Consider the following 16,033-nt stretch of genomic DNA (forward strand, 5'->3'; position numbering starts at 1 on the left):
GCCGCCCGCCGCGTCCCGCCGCACCCTTCACAGCGGAGCGCGCCGGTGCCAGGCTGGGATCATGAATGATCTGCTCGAACGCCTGCGCACCGGACTCCCGGCCGAAGCCCTGATCAGCGACCCGGACGTGATGGCCTCGTACGCCAAGGACACGGCCGGCTTCTGCGACGCCGGAGCCCCCGCCGCCGTCGTCCTGCCGCGCACCACGGAGCAGGTCCAGCACGTCATGCGCACGGCGACGGCCCTCCGTACGCCCGTCGTCCCACAGGGCGCCCGCACCGGTCTCTCCGGCGCAGCCAACGCCATCGACGGCTGCATCGTGCTGTCCCTCATCAAGATGGACCGGATCCTGGAGATCAGCCCGGTCGACCGGATCGCCGTCGTCGAACCGGGCGTCGTCAACGCCGTGATCTCCCGCGCCGCCGCCGAGCAGGGGCTGTACTACCCGCCGGACCCCTCCAGCTGGGAGACCTGCACCATCGGCGGGAACATCGGCACGGCGTCGGGCGGCCTGTGCTGCGTGAAGTACGGGGTGACCGCCGAGTACGTACTCGGTCTCGAAGTCGTGCTCGCCGACGGGCGGCTCCTGACCACCGGCCGCCGCACCGCCAAGGGCGTCGCCGGGTACGACCTGACCCGTCTCTTCGTCGGATCCGAGGGCACCCTCGGGGTGGTCGTGAAGGCCGTCCTCGCGCTGAAGCCCGCCCCGCCGCGCCAGCTCGCCCTGGCCGCCGAGTTCTCGTCGGCCGCTGCCGCCTGCGACGCGATCTGCCGGATCATGGAGCGCGGTCACACCCCCTCACTCCTCGAACTCATGGACCGTACAACCATCCGCGCGGTCAACGCGATGGCACAGATGGGCCTCCCGGAGACCACCGAGGCCCTGCTGCTCGCCGCCTTCGACACCGCGGACCCGGCGGCCGACCTGACCGCGGTCGGCGAGCTGTGCGCGGCGGCGGGAGCCACCGAGATCGTCCCCGCCGAGGACGAGGCCGAGTCCGAACTGCTCCTCCAGGCGCGCAGGTTGTCCCTCACCGCGCTGGAGAACGTCAAGTCCGCGACGATGATCGACGACGTGTGCGTACCGCGTTCGAAGCTCGGCGCGATGCTCGAAGGCACCGCGGTCATCGCCGAGAAGTACGGCCTCACCATCGGTGTCTGCGCCCACGCCGGTGACGGGAACACCCACCCCGTCGTCTGCTTCGACCACGACGACCCCGAGGAGTCGCAGCGGGCGCGTGAGTCCTTCGACGAGATCATGGGGCTCGGACTGGAACTGGGCGGCACGATCACCGGCGAACACGGCGTGGGCGTACTCAAGAAGGAGTGGCTGGCGCGCGAACTGGGGCCGCTGGGCGTCGAGATGCAGCGCGGCGTCAAGCAGGCCTTCGACCCACTGGGCCTGCTCAACCCCGGCAAACTCTTCTGACCTCCGGCCCATTCCGGCCCCCGGCTCCGACCCTCTGACCGCCTCCTCCCCCTCCGGCGCACCCGGTGGTCACCGGGCGTCGTCGTCGGACTCGTCCGAGGGCCAGGGGTCGCGCATCCACAGATCGTCCGCCGGCAGCGGGGTGAGCAGCTCCGCCAGGCCGTCGTCGATGCCCAGGTGCGCGCTCTCCGAGCCGGGTGGCACGGCCCGCAGGGTCCGCTCCAGCCAGGCGGAGACCTGCGCGGTCGGCGCCTCCAGAAGGGCGCTCCCGTCGGGTGAGGAGAGCGCGATACAGACGACGCTCTTCGAGTTCACCCTCGTGGGCCAGATCCGTACGTCCCCGTGACCGCACGGCCTGAACACCCCCTCGACCATCAGTTCACGGGCGAAGGACCAGTTCACGGGGGTGTCCGAGGCGATGTGGAAACTGACGTGCACGGCATAGGGATCGCCCGTGCTGTAGGAAAGCCGGGCAGGGACAGGGATGCTGCGCTCGGGCGACAGCACCAGCTTGAGCTCCAGTTCACGTTCCACCACGGTGTTCATGGCGTGCGCTTCCTCTCCTCGTACGTACGCCCAACGGCGGGCCGTACAGGGTGAGAGCACCCTGCCCGGCATTCATTACGCGGGTTTCGAGGATGATTTGCCGATGACCGGAAAGTGGTCGATGCGACAGGACCGGTCCGTGGGACCACGGCGGTCTGATAGATGTGGAGCCTTGAATTGCGGCTCTCAAGGAGATACGGGACCACGGTGATGAGCGCCCCAACCCCGGCAACCGGCGACGGCAGCCCCACGCCTGGCTACTACCCAGATCCATCGATTCCCGGATATGTGCGGTACTGGAACGGTGCTTCCTGGGTGCCGGGTACGAGCCGTCCGGCCCCCGCCGACGACAGCCAGGCCATGCCGGTACCGCCCGGCGGCGCGGCATCCGCCCCCGCCGCGCCGCTGCCCGCCGTGCGCAGACCGTCCGACGCGTCCGTGGTGCCGCAGGCGGAGCAGACCGGACCGGTCTTCTTCGACGAGGAGCCGGAGTACGACAGCCGGCAGGAACCCGCGTCCGTCTGGCAGGCCGACGCCTCCCGCCAGGGCGGCTTCGGCGGCGAGCGCGACCGCCGGGTCTCCTGGGGCGGCCCGGACCCCCGCACCCCGGCCGAGGCCCCGGCCCGGCCCGACGGCGCCGCGCAGCCGGAGCCCGGCGGTCCGGTCCCCGAGCCGCGCCGCGCCGCGCTGCCCGCCGGCCAGGAGGCCTCCCGGCCCGCCCTGCCCACGGGCCGTCAGGACCCGCCGCCCGACAGCACGGTCACCCTGCGCGCGCTGCGTCCGGGAAACGGGCCCGGCAGCGAGGCCGAGGGTGCGGCGGGCGGACGCGAGGGTGGCGACGCGGCCCGTACGAGCAGGGCGGACGGCACGATGTCCATCCGTGCCGTACGCCCGCAGTCCCAGCAGCCGCAGCCGCAACTCCAGCCCCAGCCCCAGCCGCAGTTCCAGTCTCCGCCGCACGTCCCGCAGCAGGCCCAGTCCGTGCAGCCCCAGCAGTCGGTACAGCCCCAGCCGGTACAGCCTCATCCCGGCCAGCCCCCGCAGCCGTATCCGGAAGCGGCCAATCCGCAGGCACCTTCCTGGCCGCAGCAGGTGCAGCAGCTCGCCCGGTCCGGCGAGGGAGCCGACCAGGAGCGGCTGCCGCCGTGGAAGCCCCCGGTCGAGGACCCGTTCCAGGCAGCCGCCCGTGTCCAGGCCGCCGCCCGTCCGGCGGCCCTCGGCAAGCGGTTCGCCGCCCGGCTGATCGACACCGTCGTCCTGGGAGCGGTGGTCGGAGCGGTCGCCGTGCCGTTCCTGACGAAGGCCGCCGACCACATCACCGGCAAGATCGACGAGGCCAAGCTCTCCGGGACCACCGTCACGGTCTGGCTGCTCGACGGGACCACGGCCGGCTGCCTGGGCGCCGTCATCGGGGTGTTCCTCGTCCTGGGCCTGCTGTACGAGGCCCTGCCGACCGCCAAGTGGGGCCGGACCCTCGGCAAGAAGCTCCTCCGGGTCCAGGTCCGCGACATGGAGTCCTACGATCCGCCGTCCTTCCGGGGTGCGGTCGTCCGATGGCTGCTGTACGGGGTGCTCGGGATGCTGGTGGTGGGCTTCGTCAACGTGCTCTGGTGTCTCTTCGACCGCCCCTGGCGGCAGTGTCTGCACGACAAGGCCGCAGGGACGTTCGTGGCAGCGGGCTGACGCGGCCTCACTCGTACGGTCCTGACCGGATGCGGCGCTCCGCCGGGCGCGGTCGACTCGGGCCATGAGCACCGATCAGCCGCCGCCCGGAGAGCCCCCCGAGGACGACCCGTTCCGCAAAAGGCCGCAGGACGACTACCCGCCGCCCCCGCCGGGCGGCGGCAGCCCGTACGACAGCGCGCCGCCCCCGCCTCCGCCCCCGGGCGGCGGCGGTCCGTACGGTGGCGGCACACCCCCGCCGTACGATCCGAACGCCTACGGCGGCGGCAGCGCGTACGGCGGTGACCAGCCCCTCGCCGGGATGCCGCCCCTCGCACCCAGCGGCAAGCGGGTGCTGGCCCGCATCATCGACATCGTGATCGTCGCCGTCGTCGTCTGGCTGATCTCACTGATCTTCGGCGGGCTGAGGTACAACACGGACCACATGAACTACGGCCGGTCGGTCGGCCAGAGCGTGATCGCGGCGGTCCTCTACATCGGCTACGACACGTTCATGACGGTCAAGCGCAACGGGCAGACCGTGGGCAAGGGGCTGCTGGGCCTGCGGTGCGCCAACCTGAACGACGGCACCACGCCGACCACGCAGGCGGCACTCGTCCGGGCCGCCGTGCTGTGGCTGCCCGCGGTGTTCTGCTGCGCCTGTGTGTGGACCGCGATCTGCGGTGGCTGGAGCTTCTTCGACAAGCCGTACAAGCAGGGGCTGCACGACAAGGCGGCGAAGACCGTGGTGGTGGCGATGACCCCGTAGGCCCCTTGGCCCCCGTAGACCCCGCAGGTGGTGGTGATGACCCGTGGGCCCGGTGTTCAGCCGCGCAGTGAGTGGCCGCCGACCCGCTCGGCGGGGGCGGTCCGGGCGGACGGAGCGGATGCCCGCGGGGCCGGCGGGGCCGGCGGTGTGGCCGTGGCGTCGGCCGCCGTACGGTCCGCACCGGCTTCCCCGGCTCCGGTCAGGCCGGCCGGGCGGGCCGATTTCGGCATGGGCACGGTCACCGCGACCAGGAGACCCAGGACCAGCGCCGCCACGACGATGACCGCGACTCCGACGCCCGATGAGGTACGCGAGAGCAGCAGCATCGCAAGGGTCGAGAAGACGACGGTGGCCGAACCGTACAAGAGCTGTGCGACAGTCGGACGCGGCATGGCGATATCCGTCCTAGGGACAGCGGTGGGTGGTCGACTCGGCGGAGCATGTCGGTCCATACGTCGAGTGGCACGTCCGTCGAGCGCGACTCTAATCCGACGGATGCCCGAGCGGAACCATTAGTAAGCGTGGCCTAACCCACGGTGCCGGTGCACGGGGGGCGCACGGAGTCACGCCGACCACCCACCGGCCGGGCCGACGCGCCCGTTGACCCTCCGTGAGGTTCCCCGCAGGAATCCCGGCTCGGCTGGGCGGACGCTGTGCGCGCGCTGTGCACCGTCCGAATACCGGAAACGGTGCTCTGCATAATGCAGTTGCTATGTTCAAGTCAAGATCTGTCTTTTCTTGCGCACCTCCGGTCGAATGTCGTCACTTGCGACGCGTTCGGGGAGGACAGCACCAAGTGAATATCAAGAGACGGGCAACGACCCGGGTGGCAGCCGTGCTCGTGGCCATCGCCGCGACCACCGCCACCGCTTCGGCGTACGCCACCGCCCAGGCCGACACCAAGGCCCCCACGGGCAGCGCTGCTTCGAAGAAGATCGACCGCCGTGACCCGGCGACGCAGCTCAAGGGCCAGAAGCACAATCTGGACGGCCCGTTCAGCAAGCAGCAGAACAAGGAACGCCAGTCGGCTCTGCAGCAGGTCATATCCGGCCACAAGAAGGTGCAGTCGCACGGCGGTTCCAAGGTGGTGCGCCTCGACGACAAGAAGTACGTCGAGCTCGGCCGCGAGAAGACCGACAAGATATTCACGGTCCTGGTGCAGTTCGGCGACACGGTCGACAACACCACCATGTACGACCCGGACGGCCCCGACGGGCCGCAGCCGCCGGTGAAGAAGTACGGCGGCACGCCCGGTCCCGCGCACAACGAGATCGCTCAGCCGGACCGCAAGAAGGACAACAGCACCGCCTGGCAGGCGGACTACAACCGCCAGCACTTCCAGGACCTCTACTTCGGTACCGGCAAGGGCAAGGACTCGCTCAAGTCGTACTACGAGAAGACCTCGTCCGGCCGTTACTCCGTCGACGGCGAGGTCGCCGACTGGGTCACCGTCCCGTACAACGAGGCCCGTTACGGCTCCAACTACTGCGGCTCCAGCATCTGTGCCAACGCCGGTGACCTGGTCCGCGACGGCGTCACCGCGTGGGCGAAGGCCCAGAAGGCGGCCGGCAAGACCGACGCCGAGATCAAGGCGACCCTGGCGAGTTACGACCAGTGGGACCGCTACGACTACGACGGCGACGGCAACTTCAACGAGCCCGACGGCTACATCGACCACTTCCAGATCGTGCACGCCGGCGAGGACGAGTCCGCCGGCGGCGGCGCCGAGGGCCCGGACGCGCTCTGGGCGCACCGCTCCTACGTGTACGGCACGGACACCGGCAAGACGGGTCCGGCCGACAACAAGTCCGGCGGCACGCCGATCGGCGACACCGGTATCTGGGTCGGCGACTACACCATGCAGCCCGAGAACGGCGGCCTCGGCGTCTTCGCCCACGAGTACGCCCACGACCTGGGGCTCCCGGACGAGTACGACACCACCAACACCGCTGAGAACGGCGTCGGTTTCTGGTCGCTGATGTCGGCGGGCTCCTGGCTGAGCACCGGGGACAACGCCATCGGCAACAAGCCGGGCGATATGTCCGCGTGGGACAAGCTCCAACTGGGCTGGCTGGACTACGACACGGCCAAGGCCGCGAAGAAGTCGACCCACAAGCTCGGCGTCTCGGAGTACAACACCGAGAACAAGCAGGCGCTCGTCGTCTCCCTGCCGGACAAGCCGGTCACCACGACGATCGCCAAACCGGCCGAGGGCAGCAAGCAGTGGTGGAGCGGGATGGGTGACAACCTCTCCAACACCCTGACCCGGTCGGTCGACCTGACCGGCAAGTCCAAGGCCTCGCTGGACCTTTCGGGCTGGTGGGACATCGAGAAGGACTACGACTTCCTCTACGCAGAGGTCTCGACGGACGGCGGCGCCAACTGGACCGCCGTCGACGGCAAGGCCGACGGCGCGCAGATCCCGCGCGACGGTGGCGACAAGCCCGCGCTGACCGGCTCGTCCGCCGCGTACAAGAGCCTCTCGTACCCGCTGGACGCCTACGCGGGCAAGAAGATCGACCTCCGCTTCCGCTACTCGTCCGACGGCGGTGTCTCGGGCAAGGGCTTCGCGGCCGACAAGATCTCGGTGAACGCCGACGGTGCCCCGCTCTTCACTGACAACGCCGAGACGGACGACGCGGGTTGGACCGCGAAGGGCTTCTCGCGCATCGGTGAGTCCTTCACCAAGAACTACCCGCAGTACTACATCGCCGAGAACCGCCAGTACGTGTCGTACGACCAGACGCTGAAGACGGGCCCGTACAACTTCGGCTTCTCGAAGACCCGTCCGGACTGGGTGGAGTACTACCCGTACCAGCGCGGCCTGATGATCTGGCAGTGGGACACCTCGCAGCCGGACAACAACGTCAGCGCGCACCCGGGTCAGGGCCTGATCCTGCCGGTCGACTCGCACGCCAAGCCGCTGAAGTGGGCGGACGGCACGGTCATGCGGAACAAGATCCAGCCCTTCGACGCGCCGTTCAGCTGGTACCCGACACCCGTGCTCACGCTGCACAACGCGGACGTCGCCAAGCGGATCCTGCCGCAGCTCGGGCGGCCGGCCTTCGATGATCACCAGGGTACGTACTGGTACAAGGACAATGAGACCGGAAGTGTCAAGGTAACTGACACCAACACCCGGATCTCGATCCTGAAGCAGCCGCTGGACGGCTCGACGATCACGGTCCAGGTCGGCGCCTCGCACCGCTGAGTCACATATCCGCAGGTCAGAGCATGATCGGCCGTCGCCCTCTAGCGGGCGGCGGCCGATCGTGTTTAGGTGCCTCTTGCACGTCTCTTATTGACACAACGTCTCACGGGGGAGATGAACGGTATGCCAGGTGGCGGATTCAGCAGACTTCCGAACGGCAGCGTGGTGGTCGCCCTCACCCTGCCGAGCCCGGACCGGATGACCCAGGTCCGGATCCTCGTCCACGCCGGGAACCGGGCGCGCGCCCTGACCCGGGTGCGGAACCTGGGGATGCGGGCGGTGTATCTGCGCGGTAACGCGCAGCCACCGACGCCGGACGAGATCACGGCCGTCCTGCACCATCCGGACGGGCTGCTGTGGCGCGCGGCGCCGCAGGAGGAGGCGGAGCTCTGGCATCCGATCAGAGCACTGCTGGGCGAAGGCGTCTGACGCGCGCGGCCGGCCTGTGGTGGCCGGCCGGCCGGTGGGACCGGTGGCGGTGCTGATTCGGGCGCCGGTGCCTCTCGGGGCCCGTGCCGGCGCCGGGGGTGCAGGTGGTGCCGGGGGAGGGGCGGGGGTCCCTCACACCGCCGGCTTGCCGGTCAGCTCCACGCCGGCCGCCCGCATCTCCTCCACCGCCCGGTCCGTCGTCGCCGCGGCCACCCCGGCCGTCAGGTCCAGCAGCACATGCGTGCCGAACCCGGCCCGCACCGCGTCGAGCGCCGTCGCCCGCACGCAGTGGTCCGTGGCGATACCGACCACGTCGACCGCCTCGATCTCCCGGGCACGCAGCCAGTCGGCCAGCGGTACGCCGTTCTCGTCCAGGCCCTCGAAGCCGCTGTACGCCGCCGCGTAGGCGCCCTTGTCGAAGACGGCGCTGATCGCGCCGGACGCCACGGCGGGTGCGAAGTTCGGGTGGAACCCGACCCCTTCCGTACCGGCGACGCAGTGCGGCGGCCAGGAGTGGACGAAGTCCGGGTTCCGGGAGAAGTGGTTGCCCGGGTTCACATGGTGGTCACGGGTGGCCACCACATGCCGGTAACAGGCTGTGGACTGGCCGATCAGGTCGGTGATGGCGGCGGCGGCATCGGCACCTCCCGCGACCGCGAGGCTTCCGCCCGCGCAGAAGTCGTTCTGTACGTCGACGACGATCAGGGCGCGGTGCATGGCGGAGTCCTTGACCTGGAGGGACCGGTGGGAGAAGGGGTGGCGGAGGGACGGCGGGCGCCGGTGCGGGAGGACGCCCCGGCAGCCGTTCCATTCCCGCTCACCTGTGGTTCATGCGTACGGGACTGGCTCACGCGTACTCGGTGGGGATGACCGGCTCGCCCCGGGAGAGCTGGAAGGCCGACATGGGGAGGGTGGCCCGGATGGCGAGGTGGCGCTCGCGCACCGTGTCCAGCGACTCCCGCTCGACGACCTCACCGCCCTTGACCAGCTCCACCAGGAGCTGCCGGTCCTGAAGCTCCGGGGGCACCTGGCCGGTGCCGATCACCTCGGCCTCGGCGATCCCGTCGGCGTCGGTCCTGCGCGCGGCCCACTTGCGGCCGCCGCGCGAGGTCTTGGCGCCCAGCGACTTCTTCGCCACCGGCTGGAGCGGGGCCTGCGGGTCGGCGGACGTGGCGCGGGCCACCAGCTTGTAGACCATCGAGCAGGTGGGGTGGCCGCTGCCGGTGACGAGCTGGGTGCCGACCCCGTACGCGTCGACGGGCGCGGCGGCCAGTGAGGCGATGGCGTACTCGTCCAGGTCGGACGTGACCACGATCTTCGTCCTCGTCGCGCCCATCGCGTCCAGCTGCTGGCGGACCTTGTGCGCGACGAGCAGCAGGTCCCCGGAGTCGATGCGCACCGCGCCCAGCCCGGGCCCGGCCACCTCGACGGCGGTGCGGACCGCCTCGGCCACGTCGTAGGTGTCGACCAGCAGGGTGGTGTCACCGCCCAGCGAGGCGACCTGGGCGGTGAACGCCTGCCGCTCGTCGTCGTGGAGCAGCGTGAAGGCGTGGGCGCTGGTGCCCACGGTGGGGATGCCGTACCGGAATCCGGCCGCCAGGTCCGACGTGGTGGAGAAACCGCCGACGTACGCGGCGCGGGCCGATGCGACGGCCGCCAGCTCGTGGGTGCGCCGGGCGCCCATCTCGATCAGCGGGCGGCCGCCGGCCGCCGCGTTCATCCGGGAGGCCGCAGCCGCGATGGCCGAGTCGTGGTTGAGGATCGAGAGGATCACGGTCTCCAGGAGGACGCACTCCGCGAAGGAGCCCTCGACCCGCAGGACCGGCGAGCCCGGGAAGTACACCTCGCCCTCCGGGTAGCCCCAGATGTCGCCGCTGAAGCGGTAGGAGGCGAGCCATTCGGCGGTGGGAGCGTCGACGATCTTCTGCTCGCTCAGGAACCGGAGCTGGTCCTCGTCGAAGCGGAAGTTCTCGACGGCGTCCAGGACGCGCCCGGTGCCCGCCACGACTCCGTACCGGCGGCCCTCGGGCAGCCGCCGGGTGAAGACCTCGAAGACCGACCTGCGGTCGGCGGTACCGGCCTTCAGGGCGGCCTGGAGCATCGTGAGCTCGTACTGGTCCGTGAAGAGCGCTGTCGACGGCACATGTACCGGCAGGCCAAGGTCCGCAACGTTCACAACGGTCAACCTCGCACTTTCGTCCGGGCCGGTCCGGCTCCGCCGGCCGGGTCTCCCGGTGCTGTCCCCCGCTCGATGGGGCGTACGAAGGATGCTACCCCCTATTTCGTCAGAGTGACGAGATCTAGGGACCGGTGTGTGCGCCGCCACTCCGCGGGTGGCAGCATGGGTGGCGTGAGTGTCGCCCCTGTAGAGATCGAACGTCCCGAATCGGCCGAGGAGACCTTCGCGGTCCCCGAGCCCGACGTCCCGTGGGTGACGCTCGTCCACAACGACCCGGTCAACCTGATGAGCTATGTCGCCTACGTCTTCCAGAGCTACTTCGGCTACTCGAAGGCGAAGGCGCACAAGCTGATGCTCGACGTGCACCAGAAGGGCCGGGCCGTGGTCTCCAGCGGCAGCCGCGAGGAAATGGAACGCGACGTGCAGGCGATGCATGGATACGGCCTGTGGGCCACTCTCACCCAGGACCGCAACTGATGGCCGGACAGTTCGAGACGGTGCCGGGCGGCGGCGCGGCCGTCGCGCTCGACGAGGTCGAGATGTCCATCCTGCGCTCGCTCGCCGTCCAGCTCCTGGAGCTGGTCGGCCCCGGTGAGGAGCCGGTCGAGGGCGAGGACCCGCTGGCCTCGCTGTTCTCCGAGGGCCCGAGCAAGCCGCCGGACGACCCGGCGCTGGCCCGCCTCTTCCCCGACGCGTACGGCGACGAGGAGCCCGACTTCTCGTCGGAGTTCCGCCGCTTCACCGAGAACGACCTGCGCACCCGCAAACGCGAGGACGCGCTGGCGCTCGTACGGACACTCGACCAGGCAGGAGCGGCCGGCGGCGCTCACGGCGGCCCCTCCGACGGGGCCGACGCCTCCGGCGGGCCGGACGCGCCCCACGAGCCCCACGAGCCCCGTGGGGCCACCCGCAGGGGCCGCCGTGGGCGCGCCCTTCCCGAGGGCACCGTGCGGCTCACGCTCTCGCCCGAGGACTCGCGCCACTGGCTCGGCGCGCTCAACGACCTCCGGCTGACCATCGGCACCCGCCTCGACGTCTCCGACGACGACGGGCCCGACTCCGACGACGGCGGGCTGTACCGGCTCCCGGACGACGACCCCCGCAAGCCGATGGTGATGGCCTACCTCTGGCTCGGCGCGCTCCAGGAAACCCTCGTCGAGACCCTGATGCCGTAAGGGGTTCCGAGGGCTTGCCCCGGGCCCTCCCGGGACGCCCCGTTCCGGGCCCGGGGCGGGCGTTGTCCGGCCACGCTCAAATGACGCTCAAATCCGGATAACAATGACGTCACCGTGGCCGATTACTTTGCTCCGCCCGGCGTTTTTCGTCCCGTTCTTCCAGTGGCGTGAGTCACATTTGGCCGGAATGATCTCTGATGCCGCCGTGATAAATCTTCACGACCACCCGGGGACACCACCCCCGTCCCCGGGGCCGCCAGTCAGGCCGACCGCCGACAGCACTCCACCATCCGCGGGTTCTGCCCTCCAGGATCGTCACAGTCGATCCGAGCCTCGTCAGGCCGGATCGGCATGGAGAAAGGCGTAACACCATGACCTCAGTGCAGGTCGATCAGGACTACGACGGCAGTGAGGCCGAGGGCGCCGGATCAGGCGAGGGATACCAGCGTGGCCTGGGCGCCCGCCAGATCCAGATGATCGCGATCGGCGGCGCCATCGGCACCGGTCTCTTCCTCGGCGCGGGCAAGGCCGTCGCGAAAGCCGGCCCCAGCCTCATACTCGCGTACGCCATCGCGGGCCTGGTCATCTTCTTCATCATGCGGGCCCTGGGCGAGCTGCTCATGTACCGCCCGGTCTCCGGCTCCTTCTCGGAGTACGGACGGGAGTTCATCGGCCCCTTCGCCGGCTATGTCACCGGCTGGACGTACTGGCTCTTCTGGGTCGTCACCTCCATCACCGAAGTCACCGCCGCCGCCACCTACATGACCTACTGGTGGGACATCCCGCAGTGGCTCTCCGCACTGGTCTTCACCGTCATCCTCTACGGCGTGAACCTGATGTCGGTGAAAATCTTCGGTGAGCTGGAATTCTGGTTCTCGATGGTGAAGGTCACCGCGATCATCGGCATGATCCTGATCTGCGCCGGGATCCTCACCGTCGGCTTCTCCGACGCCGGCGACACCGCGAGCGTCGCGCACCTCTGGGACCAGGGCGGCTTCTTCCCCAAGGGGATCACCGGCACCCTGATGACCCTCCAGATCGTGATGTTCGCCTTCCTCGCCGTCGAACTGGTCGGCGTCACCGCGGGAGAGTCCAAGGACCCCAAGAAGGTCCTGCCCAAGGCCATCAACACAGTGCCCTGGCGCATCGCCGTCTTCTACGTCGGCGCGCTGATCATGATCCTCTCGGTCGTCCCGTGGACCGCGTTCCACCCCGGTGTCAGCCCCTTCGTCGCCGCCTTCCAGAAGATGGGCCTGGGCGTGGGCGCGGCCATCGTCAACTTCGTCGTGCTGACCGCGGCCCTCTCCTCCGCCAACTCCGGCATGTACTCCACCGGCCGGATGCTGCGTGACCTGGCGCTCAACGGCCAGGGGCCGAAGGCCTTCACCTCCCTGACGAAGAGCGGCACCCCGCTCCTGGGCACCACCGTCTCCGCCGCGCTGATGCTCGTCGGTGTCTGGATCAACTACCAGTGGCCGGGCCAGGCGTTCAACTACGTCGTCTCCTTCGCCACCATCTCCGGCATGTGGGCCTGGATCGTGATCCTCATCTGCCAGATCCGCTACCGCGCCAAGTCGGACCGCGGCGAACTCCCGAAGTCCAGCTTCCGGGCTCCCGGCGCCCCATGGACCAGCTGGTTCTCGCTCGCCTTCATAGCTCTGGTCATCGTGATGATGGGCATAGACAAGGACACCCGCGTCTCGCTGTACGCCGCCCCCTTCTGGGCCGTGCTCCTCGGCGTCACGTATCTGGTGCTGAGGTCCCGCAACCCGGAAGGCGCAGCCTTCACCAAGCGCTGACCGGGGCCCGTTCCCGGTGTGACCGCAGCGCATTCCCAGCATGTGGGCCGTCTCGTACCGCACTCCGGTACGGGGCGGCCCCTCTGCTTATCCTGAACGGCATGCTGACCCTTACCCAGGCCCTGTACGACCAGATCGTGGCGCACGCCCGCGCCGACCACCCCGACGAGGCGTGCGGCATGGTCGCGGGCCCGGAGGGCTCCGGCCGCCCCGAGCGGTTCATCCCGATGCTCAACGCCGCGCGCTCACCCACGTTCTACGAGTTCGACTCGGCGGACCTGCTGAAGCTCTACCGCGACCTCGACGACCGCGACGAGGAACCCGTGATCGTCTACCACTCGCACACCGCGACCGAGGCCTACCCGTCCCGTACGGACATCACCTACGCGAACGAGCCCGGCGCGCACTACGTCCTCGTCTCCACCGCCGACACGGACGGTGCGGGACCCTTCCAGTTCCGCTCGTACCGCATCGCCGACGGCGTGGTCACCGAGGAGGAAGTGACCGTCATTCCGTAGCCGATCCGCCGACCAGTCCGCCAGCCGGACAGATCGATCCCGCATACCGAGACGACACCTCGGACAGGGGGACGGGAATCGATACGATGAGCCCATGGTTTCCCAAGACGTGAGCGAAAAGACGCCGGGCGCGACGCCCGTCACGCTGCGCTCCGCGTCCACCTCCTTGCTGGGAGCCTTTGGATGTGGAGCCGCCCGGCTGCACGTCGACCTGTGCCGCCTCGACAGCGCAATCTGTCCGCGCCGCGCTGCCGTCTGAGCCGCGGCCCCGCGTAAGCACCACGCACCACCACCGGCATTACCGGCACCACGCGCGCTGCCGCGCCCTCCGCCTCACCATTCCGACAGGAGCCCAGCCATGGCCATCGAGGTCCGCATCCCGACCATCCTCCGCACCTACACCGACGGCGCCAAGGCGGTCGAAGGCAGCGGTGACACCCTCGCCGACCTGCTCACCGACCTCGAATCCCGGCACAACGGCATCCGCGAGCGCATCGTCGACGGCGACCAGCTCCGCCGCTTCGTGAACGTCTACCTCAACGACGAGGACGTCCGCTTCCTCGACGGCATCTCCACCAAGCTGGCCGACGGCGACAGCGTCACGATCCTTCCGGCCGTGGCCGGCGGCATGGTCTGAGCCCCCTGATGCGATACGACTCCCCGCTCGCGGCGGTGGGCAACACCCCGCTCGTGCGGCTCCCGCGCCTGTCCCCGTCGGACGACGTCCGGATCTGGGCCAAGCTGGAGGACCGCAACCCGACCGGATCGATCAAGGACCGCCCCGCGCTCCACATGGTCGAACAGGCGGAGAAGGACGGCCGGTTGACCCCCGGCTGCACCGTCCTGGAGCCCACGTCGGGCAACACCGGCATCTCGCTCGCCATGGCCGCCAGGCTCAAGGGCTACCGCATCGTCTGCGTCATGCCGGAGAACACCTCGCAGGAACGCCGCGACCTGCTCACCATGTGGGGAGCGGAGATCATCTCCTCACCGGCGGCAGGCGGCTCCAACACGGCCGTACGCGTCGCCAAGGAGCTGGCCGCCGAGCACCCCGACTGGGTGATGCTCTACCAGTACGGAAACCCGGACAACGCCGGCGCGCACTACGCGACCACCGGCCCGGAGATCCTCACCGACCTGCCCTCCATCACCCACTTCGTGGCAGGCCTCGGCACCACCGGCACCCTCATGGGCGTCGGCCGCTACCTGCGCGAGAACGTCCCGGACATCAGCATCGTCGCCGCCGAGCCGCGCTACGACGACCTGGTCTACGGCCTGCGCAACCTGGACGAGGGCTTCGTCCCCGAGCTGTACGACGCATCGGTGCTCACCACCCGCTTCTCGGTGGGCAGCGCGGACGCGGTGACCCGTACCCGTGAACTGCTCCAGCAGGAGGGCATCTTCGCGGGTGTCTCGACCGGCGCCGCGCTCCACGCGGCGATCGGCGTCGGGAAGAAGGCCGTCAAGGCGGGAACCCCGGCGGACATCGTCTTCGTCGTGGCGGACGGCGGCTGGAAGTACCTGTCGACCGGCGTCTACACCGCGCCCACGACGGAAGCGGCCATCGAAACGCTCCAGGGCCAGCTCTGGGCCTGAGGCCTCCCGCCCGGGTCAGGCCGGGCGGCGGCCCGGGAGCCACTCCGGCCGCCGCCCCGCGCCCGCCGCCCGGCGCCCGCCGCCCGGCGTCATGTCCCGCCGCCGTGTCCGCCGCGACACCCGGCCCGCGCGCCTACCCCGCCAGGTGCCGCACCCGGTCCCACACCGCCGGGTCCACATCGCCCGCCCACCGGCGGAACTCCCGTACCCCGACATCCCGCAACTCGTCCGTCTCCAGGAAGCTCCGCCGCCCCCGCGCATCGCCCACGGCCCCCGCCGGCAGCGCGATCACCCCGGGCCGCTCCTCGTGGTGCTTACTGGTGATCTTGGCGACCAGGGCCGCGTCGCCCCGTACCGACAGCACCAGGCACGGCCGGTCCTTGCCACCTGGCCCGTCCTCGTACGGCACGAGCGCCCACCAGATCTCGCCCGCCCGCGGCACCCGCCCCGGCCGCCCGGACCGCTTCGGCCGCCGCGCCGGCGCCCGCGGCTCCCGGCCGCCGGCCCGCCCCGGAGGCCGCCGCAGCCCCCGCTGCCGGCGCCCGCCGCGCGCACGCCCGTCGACGACCGAGGCGACCAGGGCAATCAGCACGACAGCTATCAGCGCCAGCAACCACGTCGTATCCATACCCAGGACCGTACCGGTGTGGCCCCGAACGCCCGGCACGACGCCGCAGCAGGGCCGCAGGGACGCGCCGCCCACCCGAACCGGTGACAGTG

The 16,033-nt window shown here is 70.1% G+C and carries 17 protein-coding genes; 12 read left to right on the forward strand and 5 right to left on the reverse strand.

Going from position 1 to position 16,033, the window contains the following annotated elements:
* Window positions 1-61 precede the first annotated feature (61 nt).
* Window positions 62-1,429, forward strand: a complete 1,368-nt coding sequence (locus OG285_RS22735) for an FAD-binding oxidoreductase (protein ID WP_371792039.1) — start codon at window positions 62-64, stop codon at window positions 1,427-1,429.
* Between the two features lie 69 nt (window positions 1,430-1,498).
* Here OG285_RS22735 and OG285_RS22740 read toward each other — a convergent pair whose 3' ends face one another.
* Window positions 1,499-1,975 (reverse strand): SsgA family sporulation/cell division regulator, encoded by a 477-nt coding sequence (locus OG285_RS22740; protein WP_356833224.1) that lies wholly within the window; start codon window positions 1,973-1,975, stop codon window positions 1,499-1,501.
* Window positions 1,976-2,185: 210 nt separating this feature from the next.
* On the opposite strand from OG285_RS22740, the gene OG285_RS22745 reads away from it, so the two are divergent.
* Together OG285_RS22745 and OG285_RS22750 are read left to right on the forward strand one after the other, a co-directional pair.
* Complete coding sequence (locus tag OG285_RS22745) at window positions 2,186-3,658, forward strand: RDD family protein (RefSeq protein WP_371792040.1); 1,473 nt, start codon at window positions 2,186-2,188, stop codon at window positions 3,656-3,658.
* Window positions 3,659-3,722: 64 nt separating this feature from the next.
* The gene (locus tag OG285_RS22750; RefSeq protein WP_356833227.1) at window positions 3,723-4,406 is read left to right on the forward strand and encodes an RDD family protein; all 684 of its coding nucleotides are present in this window, start codon (window positions 3,723-3,725) and stop codon (window positions 4,404-4,406) included.
* A 56-nt stretch (window positions 4,407-4,462) separates the two neighbouring features.
* Here OG285_RS22750 and OG285_RS22755 read toward each other — a convergent pair whose 3' ends face one another.
* On the reverse strand, window positions 4,463-4,798 hold the full coding sequence (locus tag OG285_RS22755; protein WP_371792041.1) for a hypothetical protein: 336 nt from the start codon (window positions 4,796-4,798) through the stop codon (window positions 4,463-4,465).
* Window positions 4,799-5,247: 449 nt separating this feature from the next.
* Between OG285_RS22755 and OG285_RS22760 the strand changes: the two genes are divergently transcribed.
* Both OG285_RS22760 and OG285_RS22765 read left to right on the forward strand, forming a co-directional pair.
* Window positions 5,248-7,617, forward strand: a complete 2,370-nt coding sequence (locus OG285_RS22760) for an immune inhibitor A domain-containing protein (RefSeq protein WP_371793588.1) — start codon at window positions 5,248-5,250, stop codon at window positions 7,615-7,617.
* Window positions 7,618-7,740: 123 nt separating this feature from the next.
* Window positions 7,741-8,046, forward strand: a complete 306-nt coding sequence (locus OG285_RS22765; protein ID WP_356833395.1) for a hypothetical protein — start codon at window positions 7,741-7,743, stop codon at window positions 8,044-8,046.
* Window positions 8,047-8,178: 132 nt separating this feature from the next.
* Here the strand turns inward: OG285_RS22765 and OG285_RS22770 are convergent, their stop codons facing one another.
* Both OG285_RS22770 and OG285_RS22775 read right to left on the reverse strand, forming a co-directional pair.
* The gene (locus tag OG285_RS22770) at window positions 8,179-8,763 is read right to left on the reverse strand and encodes an isochorismatase family protein (RefSeq protein ID WP_371792042.1); all 585 of its coding nucleotides are present in this window, start codon (window positions 8,761-8,763) and stop codon (window positions 8,179-8,181) included.
* 130 nt (window positions 8,764-8,893) lie between these two features.
* Complete coding sequence (locus tag OG285_RS22775) at window positions 8,894-10,222, reverse strand: nicotinate phosphoribosyltransferase (protein ID WP_371792043.1); 1,329 nt, start codon at window positions 10,220-10,222, stop codon at window positions 8,894-8,896.
* Window positions 10,223-10,387: 165 nt separating this feature from the next.
* On the opposite strand from OG285_RS22775, the gene clpS reads away from it, so the two are divergent.
* From clpS to OG285_RS22810, 7 genes are all read left to right on the forward strand, one after another.
* The gene (clpS, locus tag OG285_RS22780; RefSeq protein WP_266856596.1) at window positions 10,388-10,702 is read left to right on the forward strand and encodes an ATP-dependent Clp protease adapter ClpS; all 315 of its coding nucleotides are present in this window, start codon (window positions 10,388-10,390) and stop codon (window positions 10,700-10,702) included.
* Window positions 10,702-11,400 (forward strand): DUF2017 domain-containing protein, encoded by a 699-nt coding sequence (locus tag OG285_RS22785; protein ID WP_356833237.1) that lies wholly within the window; start codon window positions 10,702-10,704, stop codon window positions 11,398-11,400. Before clpS ends, OG285_RS22785 begins: the two co-directional genes overlap by 1 nt.
* A gap of 371 nt (window positions 11,401-11,771) precedes the next feature.
* The gene (locus OG285_RS22790; protein ID WP_356833239.1) at window positions 11,772-13,199 is read left to right on the forward strand and encodes an amino acid permease; all 1,428 of its coding nucleotides are present in this window, start codon (window positions 11,772-11,774) and stop codon (window positions 13,197-13,199) included.
* 101 nt (window positions 13,200-13,300) lie between these two features.
* The gene (locus OG285_RS22795; RefSeq protein WP_356833241.1) at window positions 13,301-13,717 is read left to right on the forward strand and encodes a M67 family metallopeptidase; all 417 of its coding nucleotides are present in this window, start codon (window positions 13,301-13,303) and stop codon (window positions 13,715-13,717) included.
* Between the two features lie 94 nt (window positions 13,718-13,811).
* On the forward strand, window positions 13,812-13,976 hold the full coding sequence (locus OG285_RS22800) for a hypothetical protein (protein WP_371792044.1): 165 nt from the start codon (window positions 13,812-13,814) through the stop codon (window positions 13,974-13,976).
* A gap of 99 nt (window positions 13,977-14,075) precedes the next feature.
* A complete protein-coding gene (locus OG285_RS22805) occupies window positions 14,076-14,354 on the forward strand; it encodes a MoaD/ThiS family protein (RefSeq protein ID WP_164266499.1) in 279 nt (92 codons plus the stop codon).
* Between the two features lie 8 nt (window positions 14,355-14,362).
* Window positions 14,363-15,313: a cysteine synthase gene (locus OG285_RS22810; protein ID WP_356833243.1), complete on the forward strand. Its 951-nt coding sequence runs from the start codon at window positions 14,363-14,365 to the stop codon at window positions 15,311-15,313.
* Between the two features lie 133 nt (window positions 15,314-15,446).
* Here OG285_RS22810 and OG285_RS22815 read toward each other — a convergent pair whose 3' ends face one another.
* Window positions 15,447-15,941: a type II toxin-antitoxin system PemK/MazF family toxin gene (locus OG285_RS22815; protein WP_371792045.1), complete on the reverse strand. Its 495-nt coding sequence runs from the start codon at window positions 15,939-15,941 to the stop codon at window positions 15,447-15,449.
* Between the last annotated feature and the right edge of the window lie 92 nt (window positions 15,942-16,033).

This window comes from Streptomyces sp. NBC_01471, assembly GCF_041438865.1.
GTDB lineage: Bacteria > Actinomycetota > Actinomycetes > Streptomycetales > Streptomycetaceae > Streptomyces.